Source organism: Rhizobium sp. 21-4511-3d, from assembly GCF_053522545.1.
Map to the genome: position 1 here is coordinate 83,912 of NZ_JBNWCF010000013.1, position 18,142 is coordinate 102,053.

13 protein-coding genes are annotated in these 18,142 nt (G+C 62.1%); 10 read left to right on the plus strand and 3 right to left on the minus strand.

What is annotated here, in order from left to right:
- Positions 1-45: 45 nt before the first annotated feature.
- From phnC to ACQZ5H_RS25180, 8 genes are all read left to right on the plus strand, one after another.
- Positions 46-891 (plus strand): phosphonate ABC transporter ATP-binding protein, encoded by an 846-nt coding sequence (gene phnC, locus ACQZ5H_RS25145; protein WP_449099270.1) that lies wholly within the window; start codon positions 46-48, stop codon positions 889-891.
- Between the two features lie 91 nt (positions 892-982).
- Positions 983-1,888 (plus strand): phosphonate ABC transporter substrate-binding protein, encoded by a 906-nt coding sequence (phnD, locus tag ACQZ5H_RS25150; protein ID WP_112714136.1) that lies wholly within the window; start codon positions 983-985, stop codon positions 1,886-1,888.
- Positions 1,889-1,956: 68 nt separating this feature from the next.
- On the plus strand, positions 1,957-2,928 hold the full coding sequence (gene phnE / locus ACQZ5H_RS25155) for a phosphonate ABC transporter, permease protein PhnE (protein WP_199629844.1): 972 nt from the start codon (positions 1,957-1,959) through the stop codon (positions 2,926-2,928).
- A gap of 8 nt (positions 2,929-2,936) precedes the next feature.
- Positions 2,937-4,277: a phosphonate ABC transporter, permease protein PhnE gene (phnE, locus tag ACQZ5H_RS25160; RefSeq protein ID WP_449099271.1), complete on the plus strand. Its 1,341-nt coding sequence runs from the start codon at positions 2,937-2,939 to the stop codon at positions 4,275-4,277.
- A 131-nt stretch (positions 4,278-4,408) separates the two neighbouring features.
- Complete coding sequence (locus ACQZ5H_RS25165) at positions 4,409-5,104, plus strand: DUF1045 domain-containing protein (RefSeq protein WP_449099272.1); 696 nt, start codon at positions 4,409-4,411, stop codon at positions 5,102-5,104.
- 11 nt (positions 5,105-5,115) lie between these two features.
- Positions 5,116-6,255 carry an alpha-D-ribose 1-methylphosphonate 5-triphosphate diphosphatase gene (locus ACQZ5H_RS25170; protein WP_449099273.1) on the plus strand — a complete coding sequence of 380 codons (1,140 nt, stop codon included), beginning with the start codon at positions 5,116-5,118 and terminating at the stop codon, positions 6,253-6,255.
- Positions 6,252-6,851 carry a phosphonate metabolism protein/1,5-bisphosphokinase (PRPP-forming) PhnN gene (gene phnN, locus ACQZ5H_RS25175; RefSeq protein WP_130279371.1) on the plus strand — a complete coding sequence of 200 codons (600 nt, stop codon included), beginning with the start codon at positions 6,252-6,254 and terminating at the stop codon, positions 6,849-6,851. Before ACQZ5H_RS25170 ends, phnN begins: the two co-directional genes overlap by 4 nt.
- 12 nt (positions 6,852-6,863) lie before the next feature.
- Entirely contained in the window at positions 6,864-7,361 is a 498-nt protein-coding gene (locus ACQZ5H_RS25180; RefSeq protein ID WP_449099274.1) for a GrpB family protein, read from the plus strand.
- 33 nt (positions 7,362-7,394) lie between these two features.
- On the opposite strand, the gene ACQZ5H_RS25185 is transcribed toward ACQZ5H_RS25180, so the two are convergent.
- Positions 7,395-9,827, minus strand: a complete 2,433-nt coding sequence (locus ACQZ5H_RS25185; RefSeq protein WP_449099275.1) for a DNA translocase FtsK — start codon at positions 9,825-9,827, stop codon at positions 7,395-7,397.
- Positions 9,828-9,992: 165 nt separating this feature from the next.
- A complete protein-coding gene (gene polA / locus ACQZ5H_RS25190) occupies positions 9,993-12,989 on the minus strand; it encodes a DNA polymerase I (protein WP_449099276.1) in 2,997 nt (998 codons plus the stop codon).
- A 413-nt stretch (positions 12,990-13,402) separates the two neighbouring features.
- Here polA and ACQZ5H_RS25195 point away from each other — a divergent pair, with 413 nt between their 5' ends.
- A complete protein-coding gene (locus ACQZ5H_RS25195) occupies positions 13,403-13,819 on the plus strand; it encodes a MarR family winged helix-turn-helix transcriptional regulator (RefSeq protein ID WP_112714154.1) in 417 nt (138 codons plus the stop codon).
- A 2-nt stretch (positions 13,820-13,821) separates the two neighbouring features.
- Here the strand turns inward: ACQZ5H_RS25195 and ACQZ5H_RS25200 are convergent, their stop codons facing one another.
- Positions 13,822-16,200: a bifunctional diguanylate cyclase/phosphodiesterase gene (locus ACQZ5H_RS25200; protein WP_449099277.1), complete on the minus strand. Its 2,379-nt coding sequence runs from the start codon at positions 16,198-16,200 to the stop codon at positions 13,822-13,824.
- Between the two features lie 216 nt (positions 16,201-16,416).
- Here ACQZ5H_RS25200 and ACQZ5H_RS25205 point away from each other — a divergent pair, with 216 nt between their 5' ends.
- The gene (locus ACQZ5H_RS25205; protein WP_449099278.1) at positions 16,417-17,802 is read left to right on the plus strand and encodes a dipeptidase; all 1,386 of its coding nucleotides are present in this window, start codon (positions 16,417-16,419) and stop codon (positions 17,800-17,802) included.
- The last annotated feature ends 340 nt before the right edge of the window (positions 17,803-18,142 follow it).

Genomic DNA, 18,142 nt, shown 5'->3' on the forward strand with positions numbered 1-18,142 from the left:
TAATGCACTCCGAGACGAAGGCCCTGGATTGCAAGGAAGAGCATGATGTTCAAGCTGAAGAATGTCACCCGCCGTTTTGGCAACAAGCTGGCAGTGGATTCCGTAACGCTCGATATTCCCCAGGGTCAGATGGTCGGCATTATCGGCCGTTCGGGCGCCGGCAAATCGACGCTTCTGCGGATGATCAATCGCCTGCAGGAGCCGACCTCCGGCTCCATCCGTTTCGGCGGCGTCGAAGTCTCCTCGCTGCGTGGCGAGGCTCTCCGTAACTGGCAGCGCGACTGCGCGATGATCTTCCAGCAGTTCAATCTCGTGCCGCGTCTCGATGTCCTGACCAACGTCATGCTCGGCCGCCTGAACCATCGCCCGACGATGCTTTCGCTCCTCAACATCTTCAGCCGCGAAGAGCGCATCCATGCGATCGCCGCTCTTGAGCGCCTCGGCATCGAGCAGACTGCGCTGCAGCTTGCCGGTACGCTTTCGGGCGGCCAGCAGCAGCGTGTGGCAATCGCCCGTGCCCTGATGCAGAAGCCGAAGATGGTTCTCGCCGACGAGCCGATCGCCTCGCTCGACCCTCTCAACGCCAAGATCGTCATGGACGCACTGCGCGACATCAACGAGCGCGAAGGCATCACCGTCATCACCAACCTGCACACGCTCGACACGGCGCGCAGCTATTGCGAGCGGATCGTCGGCATGGCCGGCGGGCGCGTCGTATTCGACGGCAAGCCGGCCGATCTGACCGCCGAGGCCGTCAAGGAAATCTACGGTACCGACAAGGACGGCGCCGGCATCGACGAAACCATGACTTCGACCTCGATCAACATTCCTGCGGCAGCTGCCGCCCATCAATCCGCCGGCCTACAACCGCTGGCGTTGGCCGGTCTCTGAGCGAGACGGCTGCGATCGACCGCCCGCGTCAAGGGCACAGTTCTTCGTAACAGAGAGACCACCGGGGACACCGGTCAATCAGGAGAGTACCATGTTGAAGAAAGCACTCTTTGCCGCGACGGCGCTTTTCGCGCTGGCCGGCGTCTCGCATGCTGCAGACCTTAAGGAATTCCGCGTCGGCATTCTCGGCGGCGAAAACGAAACCGACCGTCTGCGTAACTACGCCTGCCTCGCCGACCACCTGAAGCAGGAATTCGGCTTCGAGAAGGTTTCGCTCTTCCCGGCCGCCGATTATGACGGCGTTATCCAGGGCCTCCTCGGCGGCACGCTCGACTTCGCAGAACTCGGCGCTTCCGGCTACGCAGCCGTCTACCTGAAGGACGCAAAGGCCGTTACCCCGATCCTGACGACACAGCAGAAGGACGGCTCGACCGGCTATTATTCGATCGGTCTCGCTCTGAAGTCCTCCGGCATCAAGACGATCGCCGACGCCAAGGGCAAGAAGCTCGGCTACGCCGATCCGGACTCCACCTCGGGCTACCTCGTTCCGCTGACGCAGATCCCGAAGGATACGGGCATGCCGAACGACCAGTTCTTCGCCTCCACGCAGTTCAACGGCGGCCACGAGAACAACCTTCTCGCTGCCTATGACGGCAAGGTCGACGTTGCTGTCGACGACAGCTCGGGCATCGGCGATTTCAAGGACGGCTACACCTCCGGTACCTTCCGCAAGGAAGTAGACAAGGGTGCCGTCGATCCGAACAAGCTCGTCGAAGTCTGGCGCTCGCCGCTGATCCCGAACGGCCCGCTCGTCGTTCGCAACGAGCTCGGCGAAGAGTGGCAGAAGAAGCTGGCCGCCTTCTTCACGGCGCTGCCGGAGAAGGACCACAAGTGCTTCACCGCCATCGAAGGCGGCGACTACAAGGGCTACGCCCCGGTTACGCACGAATTCTACAACGCCGTTGTAGACGTTCGTAAGGCTGCCATCGGCGGCTGATCGACCTGCATTCATCGGGGGCGGCCGTCATCGGCCGCCCTTTTTCCTGCGAAGAAGCGGACGACCCCATGACCCTTGCCGATTCCCGGACCCACACGCCCGAACTCCAGCAGAGCAGCCGCGATATCGGCGATGCCTGGGGCCGCATGGTGTCTCGCCGCCGTCTCTACACCGGCATCGGCCTCGTCCTGCTGCTGATCGCCTTCGTAAGCTCCGTCCGCTTTGCCGACGAGAGCAATGCCGGCCATTTCTTCGACCGCCTTCCGCATCTCTTCGACTTCCTGAGTTGGCTCATTCCCAAGGACTGGCACGACGTCTGGCGCGCGCTGTTCGATATTGCGAGCCCGAACGACAAGGGCGGCGAGGAGTTCAACTTCGCCAAGGGCCGGGTCTACGTTTTCGGCGATTTCTATATCCCTGAATATTTCGAGCTGATGATCATCACGATCAACGTCGCTCTCGTATCGACGATCATCGGTTTCATCTTTGCGGTGCCGCTGAGCTTCTTCGCAGCTCGCAACCTCACCAAGAACTGGCCGCTGCGCGTCTTCGCCAAGCGCGTCATGGAATTCCTGCGCGCCTTCCCGGAGATCGTTATCGCCGGCCTGTTCTCTGCCATCCTGTCTATCGGCCCGGTCGCCGCCATCATCGCCGTGTCGCTGCATACGATCGGCGCGCTCGGCAAGCTGTTCTACGAAGTCGTCGAGAATATCGATATGAAGCCGGATGAGGGCATGAAGGCGGTCGGCGCCAACTGGCTGGAGCGCGTGCGCTTCGCCGCCATGCCGCAGGTTCTGCCGAATTTCGCCTCCTATGCGCTGCTGCGTCTGGAGATCAACGTGCGCGCCTCGACCATCATCGGCGCGGTCGGCGGCGGCGGTATCGGCGAAGAGTTGAAGCTCTCCATCTCGCGCGGCTTCGGCGCCAAGACGGTCGCTCTCGTGCTGCTGCTCTTCATCACCATCGTTGCGGTCGACCAGTTCTCCGCATGGCTGCGCCGCCGCCTGGTTGGCGAGCACGCTTTCCTTCTGCAACATTGAGGCCCGCCATGACGGTTATCGACGCAAACCGGATGCACGAGATCGAGGCGCGCTATCCCGAATATTTCCATCGTTCTTTCCGCCAGCGCTTCGGCGGCCTGCTCGCGGTCATCGCGACGCTGCTTTATGGCATGTATGCCGTCTGGTTCTTCGATCTGCCGAAGCTGCTGGCCGAGGCCCATTGGGAGCGCGTCGGCATCTATATGAGCCAGTGGGTGAGCTACGACGTTCAGCCCGAATTCCGCATTCAGGACGACGGCTCGATCGAGACCCGCTATCCGCGCTTCTCGCCGCTCGGCGACGATCCGCATCCGGAATGGGTGAAGAACGAGCCCGGCAGCGTCACCGTCTTCGTCAGCGGCACGAACCGCACTGTCGTGGTCACCAAAGCTATGACGACGGTGACGGCGCACGGCATCAGCGTTCCTGTCGACCTGTCGTCGGGCCAGCCGAAGGTCGTCGGCGAAGTGCCCTCCTGGATGACTGTCTATGACGACAACGTGCTTGCCGACCTTGGCTTTGCAGGCGACGTCAGCATCGCATCGGACCGCGTGAAGGTGCGCAAGCGTTTCCTTGGATGGGCAAACTTTGTCTTCGACACGCACTCGCCGTTCTTCGACAAGCCGGCCGGTGAAGTCGCAAGCCTGATCGTGTCAGGCCCGCGTCTCGACCCCAGCCAGTCGAACCTGTCGCTCGCCTTCGACAATATCTGGAACAACTCGGCCTGGCAGCATGGCGACGTCTGGACCAAACTTTTCCAGACGATCGTGATGGCCTTCCTCGGCACGCTGCTCGGCTCACTGGCGGCCTTCCCGCTCGCCTTCCTGGCCGCCCGCAACATCACGCCGAACCGGCTGCTGAACCAGATTCTGAAGCGCTTCTTCGACTTCCTGCGCTCGGTCGACATGCTGATCTGGGCGCTGTTCCTGACTCGCGCCTTCGGCCCCGGCCCGCTTGCAGGCTCCGGCGCGATCTTCCTGACGGAGACAGGCACGCTCGGAAAGCTCTATTCCGAAGGTCTCGAAAACATCGACAACAAGCCGCGCGAAGGCATCAAGTCGACGGGCGCCTCGACGATGCTCGTTCACCGCTACGGTGTCATGCCGCAGATCGTTCCGGTGATCGTCAGCCAGACGCTCTACCAATGGGAATCGAATGTCCGTGGCGCGACGATCATCGGCGCCGTCGGTGCCGGCGGTATCGGCCTCAAGCTCTGGGAAGCGATGCGCACGAATTCCAACTGGGAAAACGTCGCCTACATGGTCATCCTGATCCTGATCGTCGTCTTCCTGTTCGACATGGCCTCGAACGCGCTGCGCCACCGGCTGATGGGCACCAAGACGCATTAAAAAGATGATGGCGCCACGGCGTCATCATCATTCTGTCACGGAAATCTTTTAGCCGGAAGCAAGCTTGCAGTCCGCGGTCAAATCACTGACATTGCGACCCCTGCCTCAGACATTTTTCCGGGATAAGACCTTTGCGATACGCCCTCTATTTTTCGCCGCCGCAGGATGATTCCCTGACGCGCGCCGCTGCAGAATGGCTCGGCCGCGATGCCTTTTCTGACGAAACTTACCCGGCTCCCGAAGAGCCCGGCCTGCCCGGCGCGGAGCAGTTCGAGCTGACCGCCGATCCCCGCCGCTACGGCTTCCACGCGACGATCAAGGCGCCCTTTGCGCTTGCCGCTTCGGTGACGGAAAAGGATCTGATGACTGTGGTCGAGGATTTTGCGGCGCGCACGCCGGCCTTCGAGATTCCCGAACTTGTGCTCGGGCAACTCGGCCGCTTCTTCGCGCTCGTGCCCGGCGCGCTGCATCAGCCGCTTCAGGATTTCGCCGCAAGCGTGGTAAAGTCCTTCGAGCCGTTTCGTGCCGCCCTTTCGGAGGCCGACATTGCCCGGCGCAAACCCGAGAAGCTGACGGAAAGCCAGCGCGCCAATCTGATGCGCTGGGGCTATCCCTACGTCATGGACGACTTCGCCTTCCACATGACGCTGACCGGACAGGTTCCTGACGAGCGCTCCGCGCTGATGAAATCGATCCTGGAACAGCGCTTTGCCGCCTTCACCGGCCGGCCGCTTCCGATTTCCGGCATTGCCGTCTTCACCGAGGAGACGCGCGGCGCCCCATTCAAGGCTCATAGCTGGCTGCCGCTTGCCGGCGCCAAACGCTGAAAGACGACACGATGACCAAAGAAACCGTTTTTTCCAATGCACGCATCGTTCTCGAGGACGAGATCGTAAACGGCTCCCTGCTGATCCGCGACGGCAAGATCACCGATATCTCCGAAGGCAACTCGGCTGCCGGCGAAGACTTTGAGGGCGACTACCTCATTCCGGGTCTGGTGGAGCTTCATACCGACCACCTCGAAGGCCACTACTCGCCGCGCCCCGGCCTGCGCTGGAACATGACGGCGGCGATCCAGGCGCATGACGCCCAGATCGTCACGTCGGGTATCACTACGGTTTTCGACTGCCTGCGCATGGGCGCCGATGAAGACGGCGGTTTCGACCATGGCGAGATGCGCGGTATGGCTGACGCCATCCAGAAGGCCGAGCAGGAAGGCCGCCTGCGCGCCGAGCACCTGCTGCACCTGCGCTGCGAAGTCTCGGCCGACAACGTGCTTGAGCATTTCGCCGATTTTGAAAACGATCCCTATGTCCGCCTCGTCTCGCTGATGGACCATGCACCGGGCCAGCGTCAGTTCCAGACCATGGACCAGTACATCTTCTACTACCAGAAGAAGCGCGGCCTCTCCGACGAGGCCTTTGCCAAGTTCATCGAGAAGCGCCTTGGCGAATCCGCCCGCAACTCGACCCCGCACCGCATTGCCATTTCCAAGGTCTGCAACGAGCGCGGCATCACCATTGCCAGCCATGACGACGCGACCATGGAACATGTCGACGAGGCGATCGAGAACGGTGTTCGCCTGGCGGAATTCCCGACCAGCTTCGACGCCGCCAAGGCTTCGCACGAGCACGGCATGAGCGTTCTGATGGGCGCGCCGAACATCGTGCGCGGCAAGTCGCATTCCGGCAATATCGCTGCCCGTGATCTCGCCGAGCGTGGCGTTCTCGATGTTCTCTCGTCCGACTACGTGCCGCTCAGCCTGCTCTATGCGCCGTTCATCATCGCCGACGAGGTCGAATCCATCTCGCTGCCGAAGGCGATCGCCATGGTCACCTCGACCCCGGCCCGCACGGTCAGCCTCGACGACCGCGGCCGCATCGCCACCGGCCTGCGCGCCGATCTCGTGCGCGTATTCCGCGACGAGGGCGTTCCGGTGACGCGTTCCGTCTGGCGCGAAGGGCGCCGTGTCGCATGAACCCGTCGCACGAACCCCACATCGTTCCCGGCACCGAACACGGCATCATGGTCGTCGTCGTCGGACCGAGCGGCGCCGGCAAGGATACGCTGATGGCGCTGGCGGCCCAGCATTTCGGCAGCCGCCCCAATGTTCACTTCGTCCGCCGCGTTATCACCCGTGACGGCGATGCCGGCGGCGAGGATCATCTCGCCGTTTCCGAAGCCGGATTCGCATCGATGGAACAGTCCGGCAGCTTCGCCGTCTGGTGGGAAGCGCACGGCCTGAAATACGGCATTCCGGCCGAGGTATCGGTCGCGCTGTCGAAGGGGCACCTGGTGATCGCCAATGGCTCCCGCTCGGCGCTGCATCGCTTCCACGCCGCTTTCCCGCGGCTGAAGGTGATCAATGTTACGGCGCGTCCGGAAGTGCTCGCCGGCCGGCTGGAAGCGCGTGGCCGCGAAACGCACGAAGACATCATGGCCCGCCTCGCCCGTGGTTCGCTGACGGTGCGCGGCGACTATGACGTGATCAATCTCGACAATAGCGGGTCGCTCGCCGAAGCCGAGCGCAAGATCATCGACACGATGAACGGTTTCCTGGCGGAAGTCGCCTGACGGGGAGAGATCATGGCCATCGTCGTCCTGCCTTATGATGACAGATGGCCCGAACTCTTCGCACAGGTCTGCAGTGAGCTTGCGCCGGTCTTTGCAGGACTGGCGCCGGCTTTCCACCATGTCGGCAGCACGTCCGTTCCAGATCTGGCCGCAAAGCCGAAGATCGACCTGCATGCCGCCTTCGCGGATCTGGCGACCGTCGCCGCAGCGGTCGAGCGGATGCAGACCGTTGCCGGTTACACCTATCATGGCGACAAGTACGGCGATGAGAGCTGGACCTTTACCAGCGGCAAGACCTACGGCTCCCGGCTCTATCTCTGCACGGCAGACAATCGTGTGCTCCGCGACCGCATCCTGTTTCGCGACTATCTCAGGACCCATCCCGAACGGGCCAATGCCTATGCCGCACTGAAGCTGCGGCTGATGAGCGAGGCCAATGACGACTGGGATTATTATACCGGCGGCAAGACGGAATTCGTTCGCGAGACGGTGCGGCTGGCGCAGCTTTAGGGTTTGAGAGGCTTCCCCCTCAAACCCTGATCTTTATTCGCCCTCGTTCCGGGCCGAAACGATTTCGCGCTTGCCGACATGGTTTGCCGGGCCGACGAGGCCTTCCTTTTCCATGCGTTCGACGAGCGATGCGGCGCGGTTGTAGCCGATGCCGAGGCGGCGCTGGATGTAGGAGGTCGAGCACTTCTTGTCGCGCAGGACGACCTTGACCGCCTGCTGGTAGAGCTCGTCGCCATCTTCGGCGCCCATGGCGCTCTTGTCGAAGACGGCGCTGTCTTCGGCTTCCTCTTCGTCCTCGTCACCTGCCGTGACCGTATCCAGATATTCCGGACGGCCCTGGGTCTTCAGGTGTGCCACGACCTTCTCGACTTCGAGGTCGGAGACGAAGGGGCCGTGGACGCGGGCGATGCGGCCGCCGCCTTGCATATGCAGCATGTCGCCCTGGCCAAGCAGCTGTTCGGCACCCTGTTCGCCAAGGATCGTGCGGCTGTCGATCTTCGAGGTCACCTGGAAGGAGATGCGAGTCGGGAAGTTCGCCTTGATCGTGCCGGTGATGACATCGACCGAGGGGCGCTGGGTGGCCATGATCAGGTGGATGCCGGCGGCACGCGCCATCTGCGCCAGACGCTGGATCGCGCCTTCGATATCCTTGCCGGCGACCATCATCAGGTCGGCCATCTCGTCGACGATGACGACGATATAAGGCATCGGCGTCAGGTCGAGTTCCTGCTGCTCCTCGATCGGCGCACCGGTGCCCTTGTCGAAACCGACGGGGACCATGATGTGGATCGTCTCATCCTTCTCGCGGGCCTGCGCCACGCGGCCGTTATAGCCGTCGATATTGCGCACGCCGAGGCGCGACATCTTGCGATAGCGCTCTTCCATCTCGCGAACGGCCCATTTCAGCGCCATGACGGCCTTCTTGGGGTCTGTCACGACAGGGGTCAGCAGGTGCGGGATGCCGTCATAGACGGAGAGCTCCAGCATCTTCGGATCGACCATGATCAGGCGGCACTGTTCCGGCGACATGCGGTAGAGCAGCGACAGGATCATCGTGTTGATGGCGACCGACTTGCCCGAACCGGTGGTACCGGCAACGAGCAGATGCGGCATCTTCGCGAGCTCGGCGATGACAGGCTCGCCGCCGATCGTCTTGCCGAGGCCGAGCGCCAGCTTGTAGCTGCTCTTGGCAAAATCCTGGCTTTCGATCATCTCGCGGAAATAGACGGTCTCGCGCGTCTGGTTCGGCAGTTCGATACCGATGACGTTGCGGCCGGGAACGACGGCGACACGGGCCGAAAGGGCCGACATCGAGCGGGCGATGTCATCCGCAAGGCCGATGACGCGCGAGGACTTCACGCCCGGTGCAGGCTCGAATTCATAGAGCGTGACGACAGGACCCGGGCGGACATGGATGATCTCGCCCTTGATGCCGAAGTCTTCGAGAACGCTTTCCAGCAGGCCGGCATTCTGTTCCAGCGCTTCCTGCGTCATGATCTCGCCCAAGCGCTCGGGCGGTTGCTGCAGCAGTTCGTTCGGCGGGAATTCGTAGCCGGATGCGTCGACCTTGGCAGCTACGGGCTTTGCAGCGGCAAGACGCGGCGCCGGCATCGTCACGGGCGCGACGGCAGGCGTGCGGACCGGGATCGGTGCAATCGGCTGCGTGCGGGCTTCTACCGGCACTGGCTGCAGCGCGGGCGCGGCGGCCTCAACCGGCTTTGCCACGGGCGGAGCGACCACGGGGGCGTGCGCGACAGGCTGCGGTGCTGCAGCGACGGGCGCCGGTGCAACTGCGATTGGAGCGACGACCGGGGCCGTCTCGATGCGCCGGTGCGGGTGCCATTCCATGACACGGAAACTGGCGATGATCGACTCGGGCGATACCTCGACCCTCGGCATCGGAACCGGCTGGAACTGCGGCGCGGCAGGCACGGCGCCATCTTCGAAAGCCATGACTTCCCAGAAGGCGAAATCCGAAATCGACGCGAGTTCACCGGCAGCATGATACGGCTCAGCCGCGGCAGGCGCTTCGGGGAGCGATGCGACCTGAACAGGTGCGACGGGCTGGACCGGTGTGCGGACGATCGGCAGCAGCGGCGCCCGGGTGGGCTGAACCGGGACGCGGGCAACAACAGGCGGCACCGGCGTGCGGACGACGGGCGCGGTCTGCGGCGCGTGAGTGTGGGCGTCGAAGGGTACGTCGACGACGATCGGCGTGCGGCTCTCGGCAGCGATAGGCGCCTCGTCCATGTATGGCGCGGGCTCATCCAGCTGCGGGATTTCGGGTGGGGTACGGCGCAACAGGTTTTCCGGCGTGCGGGTGAACCGGACGTTCGGCGCCAGGGAAAAATTGCTCTGCCAGATCGGCGCCGACGGGCGCTCGCCTGCGCCCTCTTCAGCGTCATGCACGTCAACTTCCGCGGAAAACTCCGCGGCATCCGTCAAGTTCGTTCTGGGAAAACGCATACGACCTGCTGCTCACTCAAATTACCGACCTGAACGGATTAGAAAATGAAGGTTAATAAGTTCCTTCCGTCGGCACTAAAATTGCGCAGGCATTTCGCCCTTAATCGAGCGAAATCAGATACTTGTCTCTTTAAGAAAAATCTTCGGGAAAGTTGGACGAAGCGCTCAGTGCGCTTCGTCCCAGTTGCTTGCCGCGCGCGCATCAACCTTGAGCGGAACGCGCATTTCGAGCGCCGGCATGGTGGCGTTTTCCATGACCGAGACGATGATCGGCATGGCCTTTTCAACCTCTGCATCCTCGACTTCGAAGATCAGTTCGTCGTGGACCTGCAGCAGCATGCGCACGCGATCGCCAATACCGGCCTCGGCAAGCGCCGGTTCCATCTTGATCATGGCGCGGCGGATGACATCGGCGGCCGAGCCCTGGATCGGCGCGTTGATCGCAGCGCGTTCATTGAAAGCGCGGACGGAGGGATTCGAGGAACGGATTTCCGGATAGTTGATTCGCCGGCCGAAGATCGTCTCTACGTAACCCTTGTCGCGCGCCATCTGCTTGCGGCTGTCCATGTAATCGCGGATGCCGGGGAAACGCTCGAAATACTTCTTGATGTAATCGCCTGCTTCCGAGCGCTCAATCGACAGCTGGTTCGCCAGACCGAAGGCGGAAATACCGTAGATGATGCCGAAGTTGATCGCCTTGGCGCGGCGGCGCACTTCGCTCGGCATGCCCTCGACGGGAACACCAAACATTTCCGAGGCCGTCATCGCGTGAATGTCGACACCATCGGCGAAGGCCTGTGTCAGCTGCGGGATATCGGCAACGTGGGCGAGCACGCGCAGCTCGATCTGGCTGTAGTCGGCCGAGATCAGCTTGTGGCCGGGCGTCGATATAAAGGCGGTGCGGATCTTGCGGCCTTCGGCGGTGCGAACCGGAATGTTCTGGAGGTTCGGTTCCGACGACGAAAGGCGGCCGGTCGTGGTGGAGGCCAGCGAATAGGAGGTGTGCACGCGCTTCGTCTGCGGGTGGACATATCCCGGCAAGGCATCGGTATAAGTCGATTTCAGCTTGGTGAGCTGACGCCAGTCGACGATCTTGCGCGGCAGTTCGAAACCGGCAGCGGCCAAGTCTTCGAGGACACTTGCCGAGGTCGACCACTGGCCGGTCTTGGTCTTGGTGCCGCCTTCTAGGCCCATCTTGCCGAACAGGATATCGCCGAGCTGCTTCGGCGAGCCGATGGTGAAGCGCTCACCGGCGAGCGTGAAGATCTCGTCTTCGAGACGCGCGGCACCTTGTGCCAGCTCGCCGGAGAGACGCGACAGGATTTGCCGGTCGACGGTGATGCCGCGCTCTTCCATATTGGCGAGCACCGGCAGCAGCGGGCGTTCCAGGCGTTCATAGATCGTCGTCAGCTTGTTGGCCGCGAGCCGTGGCTTCAGCACCATCCAGAGCCGTAGCGTCACATCGGCGTCTTCAGCCGCATAATGCGTCGCCTTGCCGATATCGACGAGATCGAAGGTGACGTTCGACTTGCCGCTTCCGGCAACGTCCTTATAGGCGATCGGCTTGTGGCCGAGGAACTTTTCGGACAGCGGGTCCAAACCGTGCGCGCCGGTACCTGCGTCGAGTACATAGGAGATCAGCATCGTGTCGTCGAAATTCTTCGTCTCGACGCCGTAGCGCTTCATCAGCAGGTAATCGTACTTGAGGTTCTGGGCGACCTTCAGGACCGATTCATCCTCAAGTAGCGCCTTCAGCCGCGGAAGCGCGTCGCGCATGGGGATCTGGTTTTCGGCGAGCCCGCCGCCCAGGAGATCGCCGAAGCCGGTCTTGTGGCCGATCGGCACGTAGGCGGCGCGGATCGACACGCCGGTCGGATCCTTGGCATTGTCGGCAATCGCCAGCGAGAAGCCGACGAGCTCCGCCTGCATCGCATCAAGCGAGGTCGTCTCGGTGTCGAAGGCGACGAGGCCGGTTTCACGGGCGGCGGCGATCCACTGATCGAGCGTCGCGAGATCGCGGATCGTCAGATAGGTCGAATGATCGAAGGGCAGCGATGCGAAGGCGGCAGCGCGCTGTGCGGCGAGATCTTCAGGCACGAAGCTGCCTTCGACGGCGGCAGCCTTGGCCTTCGCGGGCACCGGCACGGCAGCGCCGGCAACCTCGGGAATGCCACCGGCGACGGGCGCGGGTTCGGCCGCATCGAGATCTGGACCATGGGCCTTGTCGCCCCATTCGACCTGGACATCCGTCGCGTCGATAGCGCTGGCGTCGCATTCGCAGGCTTCGGCGACACGGCGCGTCAGCGTGGTGAACTGCATGGCCTTCAGGAAGCCGATCAGCTTCGGGCCGTTCTGCGGCTCGAGGATGAGATCCTCAACCTTAAGCTCCAAAGGAACGTCGAGACGCAGACGGACGAGCTCACGGGAAAGACGCGCCTTGTCGGCATTCTCCATGATCGTCTGACGGCGCTTTTCCTGCTTGATCTCGTGGGCGCGCTCGAGAAGCGTGTCGAGGTCGCCATACTCGGCGAGCAGCGAGGCTGCGGTCTTCGGACCGATGCCGGGAATTCCCGGCACATTGTCGACGGAATCGCCGGTCATCGCCTGCAGATCGATCATCTTTTCCGGCGGCACGCCCCATTTCTCGATGACGTCAGGAATGCTGATCTGCTTGTCCTTCATGCTATCGTACATGTGGACATTCGCCGTCACCAGCTGCATCAGGTCCTTGTCCGAGGAGACGATGGTGACATCGGCGCCGATCGCTTCAGCCTGACGGGCGTAGGTGGCGATGATATCGTCAGCCTCGAAACCTTCGGTCTCGATGCAGGGCAGATTGAAGGCGCGCGTTGCCTCGCGGATCAGCCCGAACTGTGGGATCAGCTCCTCGGGCGGCGCCGAGCGGTTCGCCTTGTAGGCATCATAGAGATCTTTGCGGAAGGTCTTCGAGGAATAGTCGAAGATAACGGCCAGATGCGTCGGCGTGACGCCCACGGACGTGTCGCGCGCATCCGTCAGAAGCTTCCACAGCATGTTGCAGAAACCGGAGACGGCGCCCACCGGCAGACCGTCTGATTTGCGGGTCAACGGCGGCAGCGCATGGAATGCGCGAAAGATGAAGCCCGAGCCGTCTACGAGGAAGAGATGATCGCCTTTTTTCATGGCAGCATGGATAGCGTGGAGGCCTCGCGAAATCCATATAAAGTTCTGTTGCGTTTCGGATTCAGCCCTTCACCGAACTGTTACCAATTTGTAATCGGCGGCTTATTCGCCTTCCCTTGAAAAACCACATTCCGGATCACAATTCAGAGTCACCGGCGTTTGATCGCGCCGAGGGTTTGGTGACCGGCTTGTCCCCCGCCGCATCAAACTTGGACAAAGGCCTTATCCCCCTCTCCAGGCCTTTGTCCCCATTTTTGAGCCGCCATGGTCCACCTCCTGACCATGGCGGCTTTGTTTTCTGTATCAATGGATAAATCTGAAGCAAAAAGGCCACTTTTGATCCATCGCATGCGATTTGTTGCATTGTTTCAGTCCGGCTTTTGGGCCTAACTACAATCATGGGATTTAATCGGATGGATTCGGGAGCCTACCTTGCCAGTCAGCTGGCGAAGGGTTTTGCCCGCTCGCTGCAACAGCGCGCGGGGCGGCTCGGCTTTTCGCCCGGACAGTTTCCGATCCTGCTCGAACTCTGGGCCGAAGACGGACTTACTCAGAAGCAGCTTCTGGAGCGTGTGGACATCGAGCAGGCGACCATGGCGAACACGCTGTCGCGCATGGTGCGCGACGGTCTGATCGAGCGGCGCCCTCACCCAAGCGACAAGCGAGCACAGCTGATCTTCCTGACGCCGAAGGCGCAGGCGATGCAGGACGAGGCCGTCGATACGGCCCGCGAAGCGGATCTCGCCCTGTTCGACGGCTTCAAGACCTTCGAACGCGAGCTGATGCTGGAATACATCCGCCGGCTTCTGGAAAACGCCAAGAAAATCTGACGTCAGCTCTGACGGGCGGTGGTCCGCTGGAGCTTCAGCACCTCTGTTCCCGCATGGGCCGAGAGATAGCTGTCACGCGCCGCCTGCTTGATGCTCGGCTCGATATCCGGCTTGCCGAGCAGCAGGCCCTGGACCTGGGCGCAGCCCTCTTCCATGACGATCCGGCGCTGCACCTCGGTCTCGACGCCTTCGGTGACCACGGGCATGCCGAGGCTATGGCCGAGACCGATGATGGCACGGACGATGGAGCGCGCCGCGGCATCATGTTCCAGCGCGCCGGTGAAGCTGCGATCCACCTTGATCTTGTCGAAAGGGAAGGTCCTGAGGTTGCTGAGCGAGGAGAAGCCGGTGCCGAAGTCGTCCATGACGATGCGCACGCCGAGCTCGCGCAGCCTGACGAGCGTTGCCATCACCCGGGCGCGATCGCGCACCAATGCGGCCTCGGTGATCTCAAGTTCCAACCGCTGCGGCACCAGCGCCGTCTCGGCAAGAATGCCGGCTATCTGATCATAGAGATTGGGCAGCATGAACTGCACCGGAGATACATTGACGGCTATCGATAGCGGATCGGGCCAGCGCGCTGCCTCGGTGCAGGCCTGCCGGAGGATCCACTCGCCGAGCTGCACGATCGTGCCGCTCTCCTCGGCGATCGGGATGAAGATGTTCGGCTCACTCATGCCATGTCCCGGCCGGTTCCAGCGCATCAGCGCCTCGTAGCCGCTGATCTGATCGGTCTTGGTGTCGATGATCGGCTGGTAGCTGACATGGATCTGGTTGCGAATGATGGCGTGGCGCAGATCATTCTCGATCTGGCGGCGGGCGCGCACCGCTTCGTCCATCTCGGCATCGAAGAAGCAGGCGCTGCCGCGGCCGGCATGCTTGACGCGGTAAAGAGCGGTATCGGCATTGTTGCAGAGATCTTCGGCCGACTTGCCGTCGGACGGGTAGAGCGCAATGCCCATGCTGACGCCGACGGCGGTCGGGTCGCGTGCGGTATCCATGGCGGCGGTGAATTCATCGAGAATGCGGCTTGCAAGCCTGCGGGCCGCTTCCGGCTGCTTGCCCGGCTGGATGATAGCGAACTCATCACCGCCCAGGCGGGCAACCGTTTCGCCATCGGCGGCGCAGCGCTTGAGGATCGCCGCCACCTTGCAGAGGATGCGGTCGCCTTCGGCATGGCCGAAGATATCGTTCACCGCCTTGAACCGGTCGAGATCGAGGCAGAAGACGGCGACCTGGCCGCGCTTACGATGCGCCACCTGCAACGCCTGACGTATGCGGGTATCGAAGAGCGAGCGGTTCGGCAGATCTGTCAGCACGTCGTGATGGGCGAGATGTTCGATCATCTCTTCGGCGCGTTTTCGCTCGGTGAGATCGCGGATGACAAGAACCTCGCAGCCGCGGCCGCGATAGACGATCTTCTTTGCGGCAACCTCGACAGAGATTTCAGTCTCATCCCGCGCAATCAGCAGCATCTCGCGGTGACCGTCGTCTCCAGTGCCGTGCGGGATGAGGACGATATCCGGGACGTTGCCCTGCAGCTCGGCAAACTTCCAGCCGGACAGTTCCTGAAAGCGCTCGTTGGCATCGATGATCCGGCCGTCGCGCAGGATCAGCAGGCCTTCGAGCGAGGCGTTCGCAAGGCCGCGCAGATCGGTCAGATGGCTTTCGAGGAAGACAGCGCCGAGCGCGACGAGGATCAGCGCGGTCGAGACGGCCATGACGACGGCTGCCAGCACGTCGGTGGCAATCGCCATGCCGGCAACGTCCTTGGTGGGATCGGGCACCAGCACGATGCCGCTCATCGAGGTGAAATGCAGGGCGCAGATCGAAAGAACGAAGATCAGCGACGAGGCGACGATCCGCCTGGTGCCGCTGAACTTGAAGAAGGCGAAGAAGGCGAGTGCGGCGAGCGCGGCACCCGACAAAACGGCGGCGAGCGTGACATAGGGATCATATTCGATCGTTGCCTGCGCCTCGATCGCCTGCATGCCCGTCAGGTGCATGGCGGCAATCGCCAGCGCCATCAGCACGCCGCCGGAAGCAAAGGAATAACCGCTGGTGCCTTCCGAAGCGATGAGGATGGCGCCCCAGGAGCCGGCGATCGCCAAGACGACCGAGAGACTGGTGAGCCACAGGCCGTAGCTGATCGGCAGGCCGCCGTCATAAGCCAGCATGGCAATGAAATGCGTCGCCCAGATGCCGATGCCGCAGGCGAAGGCGGATGCACCGATCCAGACGCGCCGCTGGCCGGCGTCGCATTCCTGCGCCCTGGAGAGGAGTAACATGGTGGCGAGACTGCCGACCAGGCAGACGACGGCTGCAGCGCCGACCAGGCGCCAATCGTGATAATCCCTGATGCAAGCGATCACTGAAAACATCGGCCACCTCACCCTGTTTCCAGCCAAACTAGGTTGCGTTTGCTAAATAACCGTAAATTGCATTAGCAGTTTCTGTTTCGCGATTTACTCGATATAGGACACATATGCCTGAAGCCGCGCCTTTCCTCGAAGGGCGCGCAGGCAGGGTCTTTTTTCTCCTCGAAACCGCCCGGTCTTTGGTCTATCGTCCGGCCGAAATTTCAAGAGGAGTCGGAAATGACTGACGTCACCCCGGTGCTTTCGCGCGCCGACCAAAATCTCAATTCAAGCCTCGAAAAGCTGTTTGAACTCCTGCGGATCAAGTCGATCTCGACAGATCCGGCCTATAAGGCGGATTGCCGCAAGGCGGCCGAATGGCTGACGGCCTACCTCAAGACGCTCGGCTTCGAGGCCTCGGTGCGCGATACGCCCGGCCACCCGATGGTGGTCGCTCATCACGCCGGCGCGACGGCGGATGCGCCGCATGTGCTGTTTTACGGTCACTACGACGTGCAGCCAGTCGACCCGATCGAGCTTTGGGAAAACGACCCGTTCGAACCTGCGATCAAGGATGCCGGAAACGGCCGCAAAATCCTGACGGGCCGTGGCACGGCTGACGACAAGGGCCAGCTGATGACCTTCGTCGAGGCCTGCCGCGCCTACAAGGAAATCAACGGCGCGCTTCCCTGCCGCGTAACGATCCTGTTCGAAGGTGAAGAAGAATCCGGTTCGCCGTCGCTGAAGCCGTTCCTCGAAGCCAATGCTGCCGAGCTGAAGGCCGATTACGCGCTCGTCTGCGATACCAGCATGTGGGATCACGAGACCCCGGCGATCGCCGCCGCCCTTCGCGGTCTGGTCGGCGAAGAGGTAGTTATCACCGCCGCCGACCGCGACCTGCATTCCGGCCTGTTCGGCGGTGCCGCTGCAAACCCGATCCATATCCTGACGGAAGCGCTTGCCGGCCTGCACGACCAGACGGGCCACATCACGCTCGAAAACTTCTACGAAGGCGTCGAGGAGACGCCTGCCAATATCAAGGCATCCTGGGAAAAGCTCGGCCAGACGGCGGAAACCTTCCTCGGCCAGGTCGGCCTCTCGGTACCGTCGGGCGAAAAGGGCCGCTCGGTTCTCGAGCTCACCTGGGCGCGGCCGACGGCAGAAGTGAACGGCATCTGGGGCGGCTATACCGGCGAAGGCTTCAAGACCGTGATCGCGGCCAAGGCCTCGGCGAAGATCTCGTTCCGCCTCGTCGGCAAGCAGGATCCGGCGGCGATCCGCGAAAGCTTCCGTGCCTATATCCGCTCGAAGATCCCGGCCGATTGCTCAGTCGAGTTTCATCCGCACGGCGCCTCGCCGGCAATCCACCTGTCCTACGATTCGCCGGTCATCACCAAGGCGAAGAACGCGCTCTCGGACGAATGGCCGAAGCCGGCCGTCGTCATCGGCATGGGCGGATCGATCCCGATCGTCGGTGATTTCCAGAAGATGCTCGGCATGGAATCGCTCCTCGTCGGTTTCGGCCTTGCCGACGACCGCATTCATTCGCCGAACGAGAAGTACGAGCTCGCCTCCTATCACAAGGGCATCCGTTCCTGGGTGCGTATCCTTGAGGCGCTCGCCTGAGACAGAAAAGGCGCGCAGCTCGAAAGAGCGCGCGCCATCCAGACAGACAAAAAGGCCGGCGAAAACCGGCCTTTCGTCATCTGCTTCGCTTCGGTGCCAGTACATCCGTGGTCAAGGAGGAAGCAGATATTGCAGCCAGACTGATCCCGAAAGGTTAACAAACCATTAAAGGCGTTCCGCCTGTCGGGACCGGAAACCGCTGGCGTCTTGCGCCGTTTGCCGTCTCCAGGCTGCTATCCGTTGATCCCCATATCGGTATCGAGCGCCGGCGTTTCAAGAGGCAACCGGACCATTCCTCGTTCAACCTGCATTCATCGGTCAACAGCTACAAGTCTTTGAA

Excerpts from the sequence above, each read along its gene's own strand:
- phnC (WP_449099270.1), top strand. The coding sequence starts at position 46 with ATGTTCAAGCTGAAGAATGTCACCCGCCGTTTTGGCAACAAGCTGGCA.
- phnD (WP_112714136.1), top strand. The coding sequence starts at position 983 with ATGTTGAAGAAAGCACTCTTTGCCGCGACGGCGCTTTTCGCGCTGGCC.
- phnE (WP_199629844.1), top strand. The coding sequence starts at position 1,957 with ATGACCCTTGCCGATTCCCGGACCCACACGCCCGAACTCCAGCAGAGC.
- phnE (WP_449099271.1), top strand. The coding sequence starts at position 2,937 with ATGACGGTTATCGACGCAAACCGGATGCACGAGATCGAGGCGCGCTAT.
- ACQZ5H_RS25170 (WP_449099273.1), top strand. The coding sequence starts at position 5,116 with ATGACCAAAGAAACCGTTTTTTCCAATGCACGCATCGTTCTCGAGGAC.
- phnN (WP_130279371.1), top strand. The coding sequence starts at position 6,252 with ATGAACCCGTCGCACGAACCCCACATCGTTCCCGGCACCGAACACGGC.
- ACQZ5H_RS25180 (WP_449099274.1), top strand. The coding sequence starts at position 6,864 with ATGGCCATCGTCGTCCTGCCTTATGATGACAGATGGCCCGAACTCTTC.
- ACQZ5H_RS25185 (WP_449099275.1), bottom strand. The coding sequence starts at position 9,827 with ATGCGTTTTCCCAGAACGAACTTGACGGATGCCGCGGAGTTTTCCGCG.
- polA (WP_449099276.1), bottom strand. The coding sequence starts at position 12,989 with ATGAAAAAAGGCGATCATCTCTTCCTCGTAGACGGCTCGGGCTTCATC.
- ACQZ5H_RS25195 (WP_112714154.1), top strand. The coding sequence starts at position 13,403 with ATGGATTCGGGAGCCTACCTTGCCAGTCAGCTGGCGAAGGGTTTTGCC.
- ACQZ5H_RS25200 (WP_449099277.1), bottom strand. The coding sequence starts at position 16,200 with ATGTTTTCAGTGATCGCTTGCATCAGGGATTATCACGATTGGCGCCTG.
- ACQZ5H_RS25205 (WP_449099278.1), top strand. The coding sequence starts at position 16,417 with ATGACTGACGTCACCCCGGTGCTTTCGCGCGCCGACCAAAATCTCAAT.